The organism is Thermocrispum agreste DSM 44070 (assembly GCF_000427905.1).
In the GTDB taxonomy this organism is placed as follows: Bacteria; Actinomycetota; Actinomycetes; order Mycobacteriales; family Pseudonocardiaceae; genus Thermocrispum; species Thermocrispum agreste.
This window is the reverse complement of record NZ_KE386603.1, coordinates 58,303-74,735: the sequence shown is the minus strand read 5'-3', so window position 1 is coordinate 74,735 and position 16,433 is coordinate 58,303. Positions and strand designations below refer to the sequence as shown.

The 16,433-nt window shown below is 69.8% G+C and carries 13 protein-coding genes; 8 read left to right on the top strand and 5 right to left on the bottom strand.

Translation table 11 applies throughout. The features are described 5' to 3' along the window. Window positions 1-12: 12 nt before the first annotated feature. The 3 genes from YWY_RS0110575 to YWY_RS0110565 are packed head-to-tail and all read left to right on the top strand — an operon-like array spanning window position 13 to window position 3,661. Complete coding sequence (locus YWY_RS0110575; protein ID WP_028847572.1) at window positions 13-1,581, top strand: dolichyl-phosphate-mannose--protein mannosyltransferase; 1,569 nt, start codon at window positions 13-15, stop codon at window positions 1,579-1,581. A gap of 9 nt (window positions 1,582-1,590) precedes the next feature. Beyond that, complete coding sequence (locus YWY_RS0110570; protein WP_245566638.1) at window positions 1,591-3,000, top strand: TrkH family potassium uptake protein; 1,410 nt, start codon at window positions 1,591-1,593, stop codon at window positions 2,998-3,000. Next, window positions 2,993-3,661, top strand: a complete 669-nt coding sequence (locus YWY_RS0110565; RefSeq protein WP_028847570.1) for a potassium channel family protein — start codon at window positions 2,993-2,995, stop codon at window positions 3,659-3,661. The genes YWY_RS0110570 and YWY_RS0110565 overlap by 8 nt, the downstream gene beginning before the upstream one ends. A gap of 632 nt (window positions 3,662-4,293) precedes the next feature. Here YWY_RS0110565 and YWY_RS0110560 read toward each other — a convergent pair. After that, entirely contained in the window at window positions 4,294-6,018 is a 1,725-nt protein-coding gene (locus YWY_RS0110560; RefSeq protein WP_028847569.1) for a serine/threonine-protein kinase, read from the bottom strand. Window positions 6,019-6,321: 303 nt separating this feature from the next. On the opposite strand from YWY_RS0110560, the gene YWY_RS0110555 reads away from it, so the two are divergent. Beyond that, window positions 6,322-7,791 (top strand): beta-N-acetylhexosaminidase, encoded by a 1,470-nt coding sequence (locus tag YWY_RS0110555; protein ID WP_245566637.1) that lies wholly within the window; start codon window positions 6,322-6,324, stop codon window positions 7,789-7,791. Window positions 7,792-8,623: 832 nt separating this feature from the next. Here the strand turns inward: YWY_RS0110555 and YWY_RS0110550 are convergent. Next, window positions 8,624-9,625 carry a hypothetical protein gene (locus YWY_RS0110550; protein WP_156899196.1) on the bottom strand — a complete coding sequence of 334 codons (1,002 nt, stop codon included), beginning with the start codon at window positions 9,623-9,625 and terminating at the stop codon, window positions 8,624-8,626. 148 nt (window positions 9,626-9,773) lie between these two features. Beyond that, window positions 9,774-11,585, bottom strand: a complete 1,812-nt coding sequence (locus tag YWY_RS0110545; RefSeq protein ID WP_028847566.1) for a glycoside hydrolase family 3 protein — start codon at window positions 11,583-11,585, stop codon at window positions 9,774-9,776. Between the two features lie 449 nt (window positions 11,586-12,034). On the opposite strand from YWY_RS0110545, the gene YWY_RS0110540 reads away from it, so the two are divergent. Next, on the top strand, window positions 12,035-12,826 hold the full coding sequence (locus YWY_RS0110540) for a tryptophan 2,3-dioxygenase (protein WP_028847565.1): 792 nt from the start codon (window positions 12,035-12,037) through the stop codon (window positions 12,824-12,826). After that, entirely contained in the window at window positions 12,823-14,049 is a 1,227-nt protein-coding gene (locus YWY_RS0110535; RefSeq protein ID WP_245566636.1) for an aminotransferase class V-fold PLP-dependent enzyme, read from the top strand. Before YWY_RS0110540 ends, YWY_RS0110535 begins: the two co-directional genes overlap by 4 nt. A gap of 6 nt (window positions 14,050-14,055) precedes the next feature. On the opposite strand, the gene YWY_RS0110530 is transcribed toward YWY_RS0110535, so the two are convergent. After that, window positions 14,056-14,508 carry a MarR family winged helix-turn-helix transcriptional regulator gene (locus YWY_RS0110530; protein WP_028847563.1) on the bottom strand — a complete coding sequence of 151 codons (453 nt, stop codon included), beginning with the start codon at window positions 14,506-14,508 and terminating at the stop codon, window positions 14,056-14,058. A 59-nt stretch (window positions 14,509-14,567) separates the two neighbouring features. Here YWY_RS0110530 and YWY_RS0110525 point away from each other — a divergent pair, with 59 nt between their 5' ends. Next, the gene (locus tag YWY_RS0110525) at window positions 14,568-14,909 is read left to right on the top strand and encodes an antibiotic biosynthesis monooxygenase family protein (protein WP_051310147.1); all 342 of its coding nucleotides are present in this window, start codon (window positions 14,568-14,570) and stop codon (window positions 14,907-14,909) included. A 106-nt stretch (window positions 14,910-15,015) separates the two neighbouring features. Here the strand turns inward: YWY_RS0110525 and YWY_RS0110520 are convergent, their stop codons facing one another. Further along, window positions 15,016-15,507, bottom strand: a complete 492-nt coding sequence (locus YWY_RS0110520) for a hemerythrin domain-containing protein (protein ID WP_028847561.1) — start codon at window positions 15,505-15,507, stop codon at window positions 15,016-15,018. 473 nt (window positions 15,508-15,980) lie between these two features. On the opposite strand from YWY_RS0110520, the gene argS reads away from it, so the two are divergent. Further along, on the top strand, window positions 15,981-16,433 hold a 453-nt coding region (gene argS, locus YWY_RS0110515), incomplete at its 3' end, for an arginine--tRNA ligase domain-containing protein (protein WP_028847560.1).

Sequence of the window (16,433 nt, the reverse complement as noted above, 5' to 3'; positions counted from 1 at the left end):
CCATGGTGCCCCGTGACCGCGGTTCTGCCGGACGACCTCCGAGCCAGCTACCCCGGCTTCGGTGGTGGCCGTCCTCCCTCCGACGTCGAGCTGGCGCTGCGCGGGCGTCCGCTGCCGGCGGACCGTGCCCGCTCGTGGATCGTCACCGCGGTCGTCACCGCGCTCGCGGCCGTGGTGCGCCTGTGGAACCTTGGCTGGCCCACCGACCACGGCACCCCGGTGTTCGACGAGAAGCACTACGTGCCACAGGCGTGGCAGATGCTGCGCAACGGCGGTTACGAGGACAACTACGGCTACGAACTCGTCGTGCACCCGCCGGTGGGCAAACAGCTGATCGCCATCGGCGAGTGGCTGTTCGGCTACAACGGCTGGGGATGGCGGTTCACCGCCGCGATCTCCGGCATCGTGCTGGTGCTGCTGGTCGTCCGCATCGCGCGCCGGCTGACCAGGTCCACGCTGCTCGGCGCGATCGCCGGGGTGTTGCTCATCTGCGACGGCGTGCTGCACGTCCAGTCGCGCATGGGGATGCTGGACATTTTCCTCACCGTGTTCGTGGTGGCCGCGTTCGGCTGCGTGGTGATGGACCGCGAACAGGTGCGCGAACGGCTCGCCGAAGCGGTCCGCAAGGGCTGGATCGGCGACGACTCGTACGGACCGCGGCTCGGCTACCGGTGGTGGCGAGTCGGCGCCGGCGTGCTGCTCGGCCTGGCCTGCGGGGTGAAGTGGTCCGGCCTGTACTTCGTGGTGGCCTTCGGGTTGCTCATCCTGGCGATGGACTGGAGCGCGCGACGCACCGCCGGGGTCGAGCGCCCGCTCCGCGGAGTGCTGCGCCGCGACCTGTTCCCCGCCGTGGCGACCGTCGGCGTGTTGGCCGTGGCGGTCTACGTCGCCACTTGGTGGGCGTGGTTCGCCAGCGAGACCGCCACCGACCGCCACTACGTCGAGATCACCGGGCAGGGCGGCGTGCTGGCCGGGCTGCTGCCCGACACGGTGCGGTCCTTCCTGGCGTATCACGTCAACGTGCTGGACTTCCACGCCGGGTTGCACACCCCGGAGGGTGACCCGCACCCGTGGGAATCCAAGCCGTGGACCTGGCCGATGGGGTTGCGGCCGATGCTCTACTACTGGAGCAACGGCCCGGAGGCCGCGGGCTGCGGCCGCGACGAGTGCGTCCGAGCGACCATGCTGATCGGCACCCCGGCCATGTGGTGGCTGGCCGTGCCGGTGCTGCTGTGGGGTCTGTGGCGCGCGGTCTTCCGGCTGGACTGGCGCTACGCGATGGTGCTCACCGGCTACTTCGCCGGTTACCTGCCCTGGTTCCGGGACGTGGACCGGCAGATGTACTTCTTCTACGCCACCCCGATGGCCCCGTTCCTGGTGCTGGCGCTGACGCTGGTGCTCGGCCAGGTGCTGGGCAGCGCCAGCGCCGGGCTGGAACGCCGGGGCACCGGGCTGCTGGCGGTGTCGCTGTACGTGGGGTTGGTGGTGGCGAACTTCGTCTGGCTGTGGCCGATCCTCAACGGCGAATCGATCACCCACGCGCACTGGGAAGCCGAGCTGTGGTTGCCGTCATGGAAGTAAGCTGCTGACGTGATCGAGGACGCGCCGGAGGATCCTCCTCCACGTCCGCTGACGCGGGCCGCGGCCGCGCGCCGAGCGTTGGGCACGTTGATGCCGGGCGGTGGTCACCCCACCCGCGCGGTACTGAGTCTTTTCGCTGGTTTCATCCTGTTCGGCACGCTGGTGCTGATGCTGCCCGTGGCCACCGCCAGCGGTGAGTCCACCGACTTCGTCACCGCGTTGTTCACCTCGACCTCGGCGGTCTGCGTGACCGGGCTGACCGTGGTGGACACCGAGTTCTACTGGTCGGAGTTCGGTCACGTGGTGCTGCTGGTGCTGATGCAGATCGGTGGCATCGGCATCGTGACCATCGCCTCGGTGCTCGGGCTGCTGGTGGCCCGCAGGTTCAGCCTGCGGATGCAGATGACCATGCAGGCGGAGATGCGCGGCATCGGCTTCGGCGACGTGCGGCTGATCGTGCGGCGGGTGGTGATCATCTGCGCGGTCATCGAGGCCGCACTGGCGGTGATCCTGACCGCGCGGCTAATGATCGGCTACCACGTGCCGTTCGGCAGGGCGCTGTACTCCGGTGTCTTCCACAGCGTCTCGACGTTCACCGGCGGCGGGTTCTCCCTGCACTCCGACAGCCTCACCAGGTACGCGGGCGACGCCTGGATGGGTATTCCGATCGCCGTGGTGGGAATCATCGCCGGGATCGGCTTCCCGGTGCTGTTCGAGCTGGGCAGGCGGGCTCGTCACCCGCGACGCTGGTCGCTGCACACCAAGATCACCCTGCTCACCTCGGCCATCCTGCTGGTGGTCGGGTTCGTGTTCCTGCTGATCGCCGAGTGGAACAACCCGCTCACGCTCGGCCCGATGGGGGTCGGCGAGAAGATCGTGACGGCGTTGTTCGGGTCCGTCGTCCCCCGCTCCATCGGGCTGACCACCGTCCATGTCAGCGACATGACCTCCGAGTCGCTGCTGCTGTACGACGTGCTGATGTTCATCGGCGGCGGCAGCGCCAGCACCGCGGGCGGCATCAAGGTCACCACGTTCGCGCTGCTGGCGTTCGTCATCTGGGCCGAGATCCGGGGCGAACCGACTGTGCACGTGATGGGGCGGCGGCTGTCGCCGATGGTGCAGCGGCAGGCCTTGACAGTGGCGCTGCTCGGTGTCGGACTGGTGATGACGACGACGATGGTCGTCCTGGCATTGACCGACCACCGGCTGGAGCAGGTGTTGTTCGAGGTGATTTCCGCGTTCGGGACCGTGGGACTGTCCACCGGGCTGACCCAGCACCTGCCGGTCGCCGGCGCGCTGATCTTCGCCGGGCTGATGTTCATCGGCAGGATCGGACCGATCACCACGGCCACCGCACTGGCGCTGCGCGAACGCAGGCGCCGCTACGAACTACCGGAGGAGCGACCGATCGTTGGCTAAGAAGGAACACTCGGACAATCGCGCGGTCGTCATCGGCCTCGGCCGGTTCGGCAGCTCGCTGGCGCTGGAGCTGGTGAGCGGCAACACCGAGGTGCTCGGCCTGGACCGCAACGAGAAGCTGGTGAACGCGTGGGCCGACGACCTGACGCACGTCGCCGTGGTGGACAGCACCGACGAGGAGGCGCTGCGCCAGCTGAACGTGCACGAGTACCCGCGCGCGGTGGTGGCGATCGGAGCCGACCTCGAGGCGAGCATCCTGACCACGTCGATCCTGTCGGACTTCGGAGTCAAGAAGATCTGGGCGAAAGCGCTGTCCCGCCAGCACGCCAAGATCCTGGAGCGGGTCGGGGCGCACCACGTGGTACTGCCCGAGCACGACATGGGCGAGCGGGTGGCCCACCTGGTGATGGGCCGGATGCTGGACTACATCGAGTTCGAGGACGACTACGCCATGGTCAAGACCCTGGCGCCGCGGGAAGCGGTCGGCCGCACGCTCGGTGAGTCGCAGCTGCGCAGCAAGTACGGCATCACGGTGGTGAGCATCAAGCGGCGCGGGGAAGGGTTCACCTACGCCACGGCGGAGACCATGGTGCGGCCGGGCGACCTGCTGATCGTGGCGGGCAAGGCGAAAGACACCGAACGCTTCGCCGAGCTGACCTGAGCGGCAGGCGCCGTAGGGCGACGTCGCGCTCCAGGATCTCGCGCGGCACCTGGTAGCCGTACCGGACCAGGTAGTACCGTCATGACGCACCGAGCCTGCGGGCAGCGGTCGGACTCGACTGTGCCGTGCCAGGCGAGCACAGCCCGCATGCGGCGACGGCCGGTCGTCCTGCGGGCACGGGCGCTTCCGGACTGTCACGGGGCCTGGCTCAGCGGCATCGGCCAGCCCGCGCGCGGCGCTCGTAGCTCGGTCGACCAGCAGCCTCACGACCTGCCTGACACGGCCGGGCCAACCAACGCACCAGCCGACCAACCAGCAACAGCCCACACACCGCGAGATCCGCCACCAGCACAGCACCGCCTCGACCAGCAAAACAGCACGCTTGCCCAGACCACCCACAAACCCGGCCGACCAGCCCCCGCAACCCACCCGACAAGACCAGGCCAACCAACGCACCAGCCGACCAACCAGCAACAGCCCACGCACCGCGAGATCCGCCACCAGCACGGCATCGTGTGGTTCAGCAGGCCCCGGCAGCACCTGCCTCGCCCGGCACGACCGGCAGCACGACCCCGCGTGAATTCCGAGCGCCAGCAGCATCCGCCCCCTGGCAGCAGCGCGACCAGCGTGGCTCAGGCCCGCGGCATCATCCGCGTCACCGGGCCCTCGCGGGACTCCCCGACCTTGGCCAGCCAGCCATTCACCTCGCGCACCACGGTCTGCAGCGTCGGGCGGTTGCGCGGCTGGGCGTCGAGCGAGGCGCGGAGCAACCGGATGTGCACGCTGCGCTCGGGCAGGTGGCTCGGCGGCTCAGCCCGGGATGCCGCGATCAGCGCGGCCATCGGGTTCTCCTTCACCCCGCGCGGTGGGTGGCCGGTCAGCGCGTAGCTGACTGTCGCGGCCAGCTGCCAGGCGTCCGACGCGGGCGTGGCCGGCGCACCGTTCGCCGTTTCCGGCGCGGTGTAGTCCGGGGTGCCGATCATCATCCCGGTGGCCGTCATCTTCGCGTCGTCCTTGCTGCGCGCGATGCCGAAGTCGATCAGGTGCGGCGTACCCGCGGGGTCGATGATCACGTTGGACGGCTTCACGTCCCGGTGCAACACGCCCCGCTCGTGCGCGGCCAGCAGCGCCGAGGCCATGGTCGACCAGAGCCGGGCGGCGGCGACGTCGTCGATCGGGCCGTTGCGGTCGACCGCGAACGCCAGCGCCTCGCCCTCCAGGTACTCCATCACCAGCGCCAGGCCGTCCTCTTCCTCCACCAGGTCGTAGACCTTGACGCAATTGGGGTGGTTGATCTGGGCCAGTGCCTTGGCCTCGCGCTGCATGCGCTGCTCGGTGTCCGGGTCCGGGGCGTGCGCGATCTTCAGCGCCACCCGGCGGTCCAGCTGGGTGTCGATCGCCTCCCAGACGGTGCCCATGCCGCCGTGGCCGAGCTTGCGCACCCTGCGGTACCTGCCGTGCTTCCTCGGCAACGGCGCGGCGGCCGCGGCCATCGCCGGGACCGGACCACCCGGGCTGCCCGGCTCCGGCTGGGGCGCGAGCGCGGTGGGCGCGTACTGCTTCGGCGGGGGTGGTGGCGGCGGTGGCGGAGGTGCGGGCTCCGGCCGGTAGGGCGGTGGGGAGGGCGGTGCCGCGGCCAAGGCGGCCTTCTGGTCAGCCCGGCGGATGGCCTGCCAGCTGGGCGGCCCGATCATCGCCAGCGGCACCAGGCCGAGCACCGAGATCGGCAGGAAACCGATCCACAGGTACATGGCGGTGTTGGCGCTGACCGGCATGCTCAGCAGCGCCAGGGCCACGAACGGCCCCCACAGCAGGCGGGCGGGCCAGTGCGGCCCGCGCCGCATCGCCATCCGCGCCTGCAGCATGACGAAGAACCCGACCAGCAGGGGCAGGCCCACCAGCGCGATCAGGTAGAGCCAGTACGACAGCGAGCTCTTCGGGTAGAAGACCACCTCGAAGACGTTCTGGCCGCCGCCGAGGTGCTTGCGCTGGTTGCCGACCAGCTCGCACTCCGTGGTGCGCAGCGACTCCAGGTCGGCGAACGTCAACCCGGTGCGCCCGGGACCGCCACCGGTGAACGCCGCGTGGTACACCTCCGAGGCGCCCATCATCAGCATCCACGGCAGGACCAGCACGAAGACACCGCCGACGGTGGCGAACGTGGCGATGGTCGCGGTGTTGTAGACGTTGCCGGTCACTTTGCGGACCAGCGCGACGATCACCGAGGCCAGCACCGGCAGCAGTGCGATGAGCGCCCCGGCGGTCATCGTGGCCCACACCCACTCGCCCGGGCAGATGCCGGGGCCGAACAGCTGTTTGGCGAACGACAGCAAGGAGCCGGCCAGGTCGGTGAACATCGGCCCTCCCTCCGTCGTCCGAGCGCGGAACTCCAGTATGTCGGGTACCGCGATCGCCACCCCGGCACACGGGGCGAATTGCTGTCGTGTTGTGCTGGACGGGTGCATCCTCGCGGCAAGCATTCTGTGCGTAGACGCCGGGCCCGAGCGCTAGGTTGCTCGCTGGTCGGAGCGGTTTTGCTCACCGCGTGTACCCCGACGAGCGAACCGCCCGCCCAGCCGACGCCGCCATCACCCGCGCCGCCTGCGATGACGTCGTCGCGGGCTCCTGCTCCCGTGACGTTGCCGAAAGGGAATCCCCAGTTGACTGACGTCATCCCCGCGCCGGTGCGGGTGGAACAGGCACCGCAGCAGAACTTCCCACTGGACGAAACCACCGCGATCGTCGCGCCGGAGGAGCCGCGGGCTGCTCGGGCGGCCTCCGACGCCGCCGGGCTGTTGCGCGAGACGCTGCGCCGATCCACCCGGTACGAGCTGCCGGACACCCCGCGCGGGCAGGTGATCGCGCTCGAACTCGCCGATTCGGGTGATCTTCCGCCGCAGGGGTACCGGCTCGAGGTGACTCGCACTCGCGTGACGCTGACCGGAGCGGACCGGGCGGGCCTGCTCAACGGTGTGCAGACGTTGCTGCAGCTGCTCCCGCCTGAAGTCGTCGCCGGGAAGCGTCCGCGTGGCGATCTGGTGATCGCAGGCGGAGTGATCACCGACTACCCGCGCTTCCGCTATCGCGGGACGATGCTCGACGTCGCCCGCCACTTCTTCGACGCCGAGACGGTGAAACGGCACATCGACCGGATCGCCCGCTACAAGATCAATCATCTGCACCTGCACCTGTCCGACGACCAAGGCTGGCGGCTGGAGATCCGCAAGTGGCCGAACCTGACCAGGGTGGGCGGCCGCACCCAGGTCGGCGGCGGGCGAGGCGGCTGGTTCAGCCAGCGCGACTACACGTCGATCGTCCGCTACGCCCAGCGGCGCGGGGTGACCATCGTGCCCGAGTTCGACATGCCCGGTCACACCCAGGCGGCGTTGGCGGCCTACCCGGAGCTGAGCTGCGACGGCAAGGCGCGCTCGCCGTACACCGGCACGCAGGTCGGGTTTTCCACGCTGTGCGTGGAGAAGCCGAAAACCTACGAGTTCGTGCGGGACGTCATCGAGGAGGTCGCCGAGCTGACTCCGGGTCCGTACCTGCACATCGGCGGGGACGAGGCGCAGTCGACCAAGCCGCAGGCCTACCGCCGGTTCATCGGCGAGGTCCTTCCGATGGTGCTGGAGGCGGGCAAGCGGCCCATCGGCTGGCACGAGTACGCCGAGGCGGACCTGCCGAAGGAGGCCGTGGTGCAGTACTGGCGGCTCGAGCGTGCCCACGCCGCCACGGCAGCCGCCGCCCGCTCCGGCAACCGGGTGGTGATGTCGCCCGCGGACAAGACCTACATCGACATGAAGTACTTCGAGTCGGATGCCCGGGGCAACAAGTGGGCCGGCCCGGTCAGCGTGCAGACCGCCTACGACTGGGATCCGGCCCGCTACCTGGCGGGCGTGGGCGAGCAGGCGATCCTCGGGGTGGAGGCGCCGCTGTGGACCGAGCTGGTGGAGACCGAGGCCGACATCGAGCGGCAGGCCTTCCCCCGGCTGGCGGCCATCGCCGAGGTCGGCTGGACGCCGCAGAAGGACCGCAACTGGCAGGACTTCCGCAAGCGGCTGGCCAAGCACGGCCCGCGGCTGGAGGCGCTGGGCATCGCCTTCCACCGCTCGCCGGACGTGCCCTGGTAAAGCCGGCATGGCGGCCATGCCGGGGCGCCGGGCCTGACGACGCTTCCTGGCACGGTCATCCCGGGCCCGATGCCCCGGCGCATCCCGGAAAGGTCACCCCGCGCCCGATGTCCCGGCGCATCCCGCGCACCCGCCACACATTCCCGACCCGCCCGCCCAGTCGCGCCGTGCCTCCCGCGCCCCCTGACCTCACGGGTACCCCCAGATACGACGGCACGGTCATCCCGCGCCCGCCCGCAGCGCACACCCCGTGCCGTCCGGCCGCACCGCGACTCTCGACCCCACCAACGGTCCTCCCCACCACCGATCGCATGGGCACCCTGCGCCGCCACACCACGCACTCCCGACTGGCACACAGCCGCCCACACCCGGTCGCACCGCACCCGCGCGCCCTGTCCTCACAGGGCACTCCCAGCCGACATGCTCATCCCACGCCCGGTCGCACCGCACCCGCGCGCTGCCCGGCCGCACCGCGACTCCCGACCCCACCAGCGGTCGTTCCCACCACCGATCGCATGCCGCACCCTGCGCCATCCACGCACACTCCGGTACCAGTCGGGCCGCCCACGCGCCCGGCCGCACTCCGAGCACGGCCTGGTCCCAGCGCGTGCCAGGGCAATACGGCCCGTCTCCCTGGCCTCACCGCGACACGGCGTCAAAGTGGGCCAGGCGGGTTTCCGGGCTGTTTGACACGTTCAGTCGCGGCGCGTTCCTGCTCTCGGCGGCGTCCGGTCGCTGCATCCAACACAGCCGGGCAGCCCGTCCGCACCGCGCCGTCGTGCCTGCGTCGCTGCGGTCCACGCGAAGCGCCCGCGCCGCGGCCTTCCGATCCCTACTCGCTCATCAGGTCGGGCAGGGAGCGGACCGTGGTGAAGTTGCGAACATCGCTCACCGGCCGGTCCTTCCGTGCCGGAGCCTGCACGCGCACCACTGCCCCATCCACGACGGCCTCGGCCCCGCGGAGCGCATCGAACTCCGGCCCGACCGCGTCCGGCAGCCTCTGCTCGAATGTCTTCCGCAGTTGCTCCGCGTTGCCGTCAGCCGGAGCCATGCACACGACCTCGGTGACGTCGTCCGGCGCGGCAACCTGTACCCCGACGGCGTAGACCACGTCCGGACCGTCCCCCGGCCGATACAACTCCGCCGCGACGACGTCACCCAGGCAGTTGGCGGCGGCCATCGTGACCGGATCGTCGGCCAGCGTCTCGCCCTGCGTAGCCGCCACCCACTCCATGGCCGCGGCACCTGAGGAGTAGGCGAACGAACCCGGGGCAGTCCGGGTGACGTTGAACTCGTTGGTGTGGACCACGTCGGAGAACGGGCCGTCGTAATCGATCCCCTGGGACGCGTCGACAACCCACGTGGTGGCCTCGCCGTCCTTCTTCGGCGTCGCTCCCCGCGCCGAGATCTTGGCCTCCACCGCGGTCACGTCGTAGTCACCGCGGATCACTCCGACCCAGTCGGGCGGCAGGCCCGCGACGAACGCTTCCTGCATCGCGTCGATGTCGAGGTCGATGCCCTTCTTGACGTTCTCCCGCTCGATCCACAGCGCATCCCATCCCCAGCCGCTCAGCGGCTCGAACCGGCTCCGATCCTGCTCGACGAGGTCGCGGATGGCTGCGATGTCGCCGTAAGTGAAGGCGACTCGGCTCTCCCGCGTCGACCGCACGGCACCCAGAGCGGCGATCAAGCCCTCGCTCTGCCCGGCGACCGGCTTCCCGGCGCTGGTCTCCTGGCTGCCCGCGGCGGCATCGCCCTGCACTGTGTTCGAGCAGCCCGCGGCAAGGAGCAGCCCGGCCGCTCCGAGCGCGAGTACGCGTCCCCTCCATGACATGATCGGCAGACTAGCCAGCTCACGCCCGCCGGAGAACGGTGACATGATCCGGCGGCTCGCAACCACCTGCCCGGAGCAGCGCCCGATCCGGGCCGCGGCCGGCGACAGCCGCAGCTCACGGCCGGGATCGGCCCCCTCGGTCCGGACGCTAGTACTTCAGGCCGTGCCCGAACGGATACAGCGTGACCTCCGGGTCCTCCGCGCTGGGGATCGACACCGGCAACTTCCCCTTTGGCGACACCTCGCCGAACAGCACGCGGGCCAGCGACGGCATCACCACGGGGCTGTAGGAGTAGGTGGCGACATACGTCGGCGCCTCGGGGAAGTAGGCGATGTCGTACGGGTTGCGCACCGCCACCACGATGACCGGCTTGCCGGTCGCCAGCAGCGCCTTGACCAGCTGCTCCTGCTTGCCCCCCGGGTCGGTCGCCTTTCGGTCGGAGGCGTTCATGGTCAGCACCACGACCAGGTCGTTGGCTTCCGCGGCCGCCACCGCCTCGGCGATCTGCGCATCGGTCGGCTGCGACCCCGTCTCCAGCGCCGTGGCCTTCGCGCGCCGCTTGGTGAACTCCTTCGCCAGGTTGGCCGTCGACTCCGCACCGAACCCGGTCACCAGCACGTTCCTGGACCTCTTGGCCAACGGGAGCGTCTTGGTCTCGTTGGTGATCACCGTGATCGTCCGGTCGGTGACCCGCTTGGCCGTCGCCTGGTGCGCCGGATTGCCGACGTACTTGCCGACCTTCCCCGGGTCGACGAACGGATCGTCGACCAGGCCCTTGGCGTACTTCAGCTCGAGGATGCGACGCACGCTCTGGTCGATGCGCTCCTCGGAGATCCGGCCGGAGGCCACCGCGTCCAGCACGGAGTTGTAGGCCAAGTCCATGTCGAAGGGCATCAGCAGCTGGTCGACGCCCGCTTCCAGGGCGCGCAGCGGGATCTCCTCGTCGCCGTACTTCTCCCGCACGCCGTCCATGCGCAGCGAGTCGGTGATCACCACGCCGTCGTAGCCCAGTTCCTCGCGCAGGATGCCGGTCAGGATCGGCTTGCTCAGCGTCGCCGGGTCCTCGCTCGGATCCAGCGCCGGCACGACGATGTGCGCAGTCATCATCGTGTCCACGCCTGCCTTGACCGCGGCCTCGAACGGCGGACGGTCCAGCTGCTCCCATTCCTCGCGGGTGTGGTCGATCACCGGGATGCCGGTGTGACTGTCGACCTCGGTGTCGCCGTGACCGGGGAAGTGCTTCGGAGTGGCCGAGATCTTCGCGTCGTGCTCGTAGCCCTGCACCGCGGCCTTGGTCAGCTCGGCGGTCAGCTGCGGGTCGGACGAGAACGACCGCACACCGATCACCGGGTTCAGCGGGTTGACGTTGACGTCGGCGACCGGGGCGTAGTTCTGGTTCACCCCGAGCGCCTTGAGCTCTTTGCCGATGACCTTGGCGGCGGCGCGCGTGGCCGACGCCTTCCGGCCCGCGCCGAGCGCCATGTTGCCCGGCATCGCGGTGAACGGCGGGCCCATGCGGCTGACCAGCCCGCCCTCCTGATCGGTGCCGATCAGCAGGGGCACCTCGGCCCCTGAGCCGACCGCGGCCCGCTGCAGCCCGTTGGACAGCTCGGCGATCTGCTTCAGGTCGTTGGTCGGGTTGCTCCACGCGAAGTAGATGACACCGCCCAGGTGGTACTTCTGCACCACTTCGGCCGGGGTCGCCACGCCGTAGGCGTCGACGTTCCGCTGGTCGGGGGTGTTCGCGTCGCCGCCGTAGACCTCGGTGACGAACAGCTGGCCGACCTTCTCCTCCAACGTCATCCCGGCCAGCGTGGCCTCGGCCCGCTGCGCGGGCGTCGGTTTCGGCGGACCAGCGGGTGCCGCCGTGGCACCGGTCGGCGCGGCGACCGCGAGCCCGGCCACCAACGCCGCGGACACGGCCAAGCCAAGGCGTCTCCGACGTCCGTGATGCGTCATGAATCCCCTCCCGAGCCGGTGGATACCCCGTGCATGGATCGCCACCGAAAGTTACGTAGGGCACACGATCAGGTCAAGACTTGACGCCTTGAACGGGTCACGAGTGGAAAATCTGCGGCATTTCCGCGATGCGAAGTCCGAATCTCGCGTCACGGCCGCGCCACCGCAACGGCGCGCGAAGGGCCAGGTCGGCGACCAGGCGACGAACGCGTGACGGAAGTTACACTCAAGCGGGCGGCGCAACAGGCCGCTATCGGCGTTACCGTCACCGAGGGCAATCGGCAGGCACTCGTGACGGCACTCGGTGTCCCTCTCGGAGTACTGCTGAGCGCTGTTGGGGCGACCTGCCACATCACGCAGGGTTGCTCTCCCCGGTAAGCCGGTACCACCCACAGCATCGCCGCTTCCGGCCGATCGCCGCAGCGGTCCGTCGACGAGGTGACACGCCCATGACGAAACAGCACGCAGCTCTGACCTACTCGTCCTACCTGGCACTGGACGAGGTGCTCAACGCGCAGCGACCACGCTCCGACGAGCACGACGAGATGTTGTTCATCGTCATCCACCAGGTCTACGAGCTGTGGTTCAAGCAGCTGCTGCACGAGCTGGACCACCTGCAGGTCAGGCTGGAGGCCGGGGACTCGTCGCACGCCATCCGGACGCTGCGCCGGATCCTGACCATCCTCAAGGTCACCGTGGCGCAGATCGACGTGCTGGAGACGATGACGCCGAGTCAGTTCACCAGCTTCCGCGACCGGCTGGAGGCGTCCAGCGGATTCCAGTCCGGCCAGTTCCGTGAGCTGGAGGCGGTGCTCGGCAGGCGGGACGACAGCGTGTTCCTGCACTACCCGGAGGGCACCGCGGCCAGGGAGAAGATCGCGGCCAGGATGTCCAGGCGCTCGCTGTACGACTCGTTCCTGCACTACCTGGTCAAGCACGGCTACCAGGTACCGCGCGAAATCCTGGAGCGCGACATCACGAAGCCGTACCAGCCGTCGCCCGAAGTGCAGGATCTGCTGCTGCAGGTCTATCGCGACGACGAGGTGCCTGCCAACGTGTGCGAGCACTTGGTGGACTTGGACGAAGGCGTCCAGGAGTGGCGCTACCGGCACGTGAAGATGGTCGAGCGCACCATCGGCGAGAAGAAGGGCACGGGCGGCTCCGCGGGCGCGGCCTACCTGCGCACCACCGTGCACAAGGCGCACTTCCCGGACCTGTGGGCCGTGAGGAACCGGCTGTGACGCTGCACGCTTCCACGAGTCTGCACCTGTCCGACATCCGCCGCACGCCGAATGCGCTGGCCCCGCACTACTCGGCCTTCCGGGTGGCCGATCGGCTGCTGCTCACCGGTCACTCGCACCAGGCATGGCCGGATGTCGCCGCGGAGGGGCAGGCAGAGGCGTTCGCCGACGCGGCCGAGTACGTCGACACCAAGTGGGACCGCGCACACGCCAAGGCCGAGGCGGTCGCGGCCCACTTCGCCGCATTGCTCGACGACGTCGGCGGAGACATCGCCCTCGGCGCCAACACGCACGAGCTGCTGATCCGCCTGCTGTCGGCCCTGGATCTGCGGAATCGGCCCCGCTTGGTCACCACGGACGGCGAGTTCCACACGGCTCGCCGGCAGTTCGGACGGCTGGCCGAGGCCGGGTTCGACGTCGTCCGTGTGCCCGCCACCCCGGTGGAATCGCTCGCCGACCGGCTGGCGGAAGCGGTGGACGACCACACTGCGGCGGTGCTGGTGTCGCTGGTGTTGTTCGAAACGGGCCGGATCGTGCCAGGCCTGGCCACCACCGCATCGGCCTGCCTGCGCCACGGCGCCGAGCTTGTCGTGGACGTCTACCACGCGCTCGGTGTCGTGCCGGTGTCATTGCCCGAGCTCGGACTGACCGACGCGTGGGTGGTCGGCGGCGGATACAAGTACCTGCAGCTGGGCGAGGGCAATTGCTTCCTGCGGCTGCCCGCGCATGCGCAGCTGCTGCGTCCGATGGTCACCGGCTGGTTCGCGGAGTTCGCCGACCTGGCGGCCGAGCCGAGCCCGGACCGCACCGCCTACCCCGCCGGCGGCGCCCGGTTCGCCGGCTCGACCTACGACCCGACCAGTCACTACCGCGCGGCCAGGGTGTTCCAGTTCCGCGAGGACCACGGTCTGCGGCATCCGTTCTTGCGCACGGTGGCTCAGCACCAGGTGGGCCTGCTGGCCGACGCGTTCGACGCACTCGATCTGCCGGACACCGTGATCACCCGCGACCGGTCGGTCGGCGTCGAGCAGATCGGCGGATTCCTGGCATTGCGCAGCCCGCACGCCAGCAGGATCCGGCGGGAGCTGGCCGTGCGCGGGGTGCTGACCGATTCGCGTGGCTCGTACTTGCGGTTCGGTCCGGCACCGTACTTGTCGGACGCGCAACTGCACGACGCCATGGCCGCCCTCGGCGAAGTGATCGCGGGCAACCGCTGGTCGTGACGCCGGTCAGCCTCTGACGTCACCGAGCGCTTCTGCGCAGGTGATCAAGTCGCGGAGGAGACGGCTCTGCTCGCTCTCGGGCAGCGAAGCCAGCATCTTCTTCTCCACCGCCCGCACGGCCGCGCTGGCCGCCCGCTGCCGTTCCCGTCCCGCCTCGGTGAGCTCGGTGGGCAGGGCGCGGCCGTGCGGAGCACTGTCCGCCCTGGTGACCAGGCCACGCTTTTCCAGCCCGCGCAGCACCAGGTTCATCGATTGCCGGGTGACGAAGACGGCCCGCGCGAGTTCGGCGTTCGACAACCCCGGGCGCTGCGCAAGCACCTCCAGGCACGCGTACTGCGGCACGGTCAGATCGAGCGGCCGAAGCGCGGCCTCCATGGCCGAGCGCAGCGCGGTGGCCGCCCGCTTCAACGCGTATCCCACCGCTTGATCCAACGGACCGACCAACTCGACTTGACTCATGTCAACATTCTGACATAACCTGAGCATGTCAACATGCTGACATAGAAGGGAGTCGCACCATGGCAGGCGCGCAGAGCACGATCGCGGTGACGGAGGACAGCGAGCAGGTCACCCTGGTGAACGTCTTCACCGTGGCGCCAGAGCGGCAGGAAGAACTGCTCGCCGCATTGGACAAGGCCACCGCAGACGTCTTCACCGGCGTGCCGGGCTTCATCTCGGCGAACCTGCACACCAGCCTCGACGGCAACCGCGTGATCAACTACGCGCAGTGGAGCAGCGAGCAGGCTTACCTCGAAGCGCTGCGCAGGCCGGATGTCCGGGAACACATCGGCCATGCCGCCGCCATCGCCGAGAGCTACGACCCGACGCTGGTGCGAGTCCGGTCAGTGCACCACGCCTAGCGCTCGTGCGGCGCGCGCGGCCGGGCCGGGTGGGGCCTCGTACCTTGCCGATTCCTCGGCGCAGCCCACCCGGCCCGTGGACACCGCCGACGCGAGCCGCCCACCGTCAGGGTTCCGCCAGCGGCCCGAGCGCAGTCCGGACGTCGAGCCCCGGATCCGCCAGCTCGTCGAGCGCGGCCGCCAGCACCTTCTCCTCGTAGCGGAAGTGGGACTCCATGACCGCCTCGATGCCGTCGAGGTGCATGGCGACCTCGGCAGGTGCGGAGCCGCGTTCGTCCAAGGCCTTCCGCAGATCGGCCAGCAAGCCGTCGATGGCCGTGTGGTCCCGCAGCAAAGCGGCGATGGCGTCGGCGAGCTCCGGCCGTTGCCGCTGCAAGCGCGGAAACAACGTCTCGGTCTCGCCGCGGTGGTGGCCGTCCAGAGCCGCGCAGAACGCTCTGCAGTACACCTGCAGGTCACGGGCGACGTCAGCGTGGACGCCGGGCGCCTCCGCGGCCCCGTCGAGTGCTCGCCGGACGACCTTCACGGCCTCGCGTAACCGGCCGTGTACCTCGGCCAGCTCGAGTCGCCATGCGATCAACCTGGTGCGCTCATCCATGGCGCACGCTCACCCGGCTGACCGCCCCAGGCGCGACTTCGGGCAATGGGCCGGCAACCTTTCGTTCGGCGCCTCCATGCCACCGGCATGTGGCGCAGGCGCCGACCCTACCCGGTCGGCCTGGCGAAAACCAACCGTCGCCGGGAACGGGCTCACGGCAGGTCAGCCGGGTGGCTGCGCCATGCCTTCCCGGGACGGGAACTTCGGCGGTCGGCGTTCCGCGAAAGCCGCCTGGCAGCTGGACGGGCTGGGCATCCGGACGGGCATCGATCTGAAATCCGGACGGGCATCGATCTGAAGAAGCTGGTGGAGACCAGCGTTCGGCTCGCCGGGCGGCTCGGTCGTCCGAGCCCTTCGGCGGTCGTGCGCGCGCTGCAGGCGCCCGTGTGACCCGTGGGTCGCGACGGCGCAGCCCGTGCGTCGAACGGGACCGATGGCTGGGACACTGAACACCGCGAAGGAGGAGTGTTCCAGTGGCCAACCACGACGTGTCGCCGCTGCTCGGCCGGGTCGCCGACAGCGTGTCGGAAGCCATCGCCCACGCCTACCCGGAGTTGTCCGGGGCCGATCCGTTGGTGCGCCGATCCGAGCACGCCGACTTCCAGTCGAACGCGGCGCTCGCGCTGGCCAAGCGCGCCCGCACCAAGCCGGTCGAGCTGGCCCAGGCGCTCACGTCGGCGGTCGCGGACGACGCGGGTATCGAACGCGTCGACGTGTCCGGTCCGGGCTTTCTGAACATCACCGTGCCGGATCGGCTCATCTGGGAGCAGGTGGCCGCCCGCCTGGCCGACCCCCGGCTCGGCGTCGGCACCCCGGCCGCGGGGCAGCGCGTCGTGATCGACTACTCCGCACCGAACATCGCCAAGGAGATGCACGTCGGTCACCTGCGCACCACGATCATCGGCGACAGTCTGGCGCGGGTGCTC

Bases quoted from the DNA above. Each gene is read 5' to 3' on its own strand.
- YWY_RS0110550 (WP_156899196.1), bottom strand. From the start codon at position 9,625: ATGTCATGGAGGGGACGCGTACTCGCGCTCGGAGCGGCCGGGCTGCTC.
- YWY_RS0110530 (WP_028847563.1), bottom strand. From the start codon at position 14,508: ATGAGTCAAGTCGAGTTGGTCGGTCCGTTGGATCAAGCGGTGGGATAC.
- YWY_RS0110540 (WP_028847565.1), top strand. From the start codon at position 12,035: ATGACGAAACAGCACGCAGCTCTGACCTACTCGTCCTACCTGGCACTG.
- YWY_RS0110520 (WP_028847561.1), bottom strand. From the start codon at position 15,507: ATGGATGAGCGCACCAGGTTGATCGCATGGCGACTCGAGCTGGCCGAG.
- YWY_RS0110525 (WP_051310147.1), top strand. From the start codon at position 14,568: ATGGCAGGCGCGCAGAGCACGATCGCGGTGACGGAGGACAGCGAGCAG.
- YWY_RS0110545 (WP_028847566.1), bottom strand. From the start codon at position 11,585: ATGACGCATCACGGACGTCGGAGACGCCTTGGCTTGGCCGTGTCCGCG.
- YWY_RS0110560 (WP_028847569.1), bottom strand. From the start codon at position 6,018: ATGTTCACCGACCTGGCCGGCTCCTTGCTGTCGTTCGCCAAACAGCTG.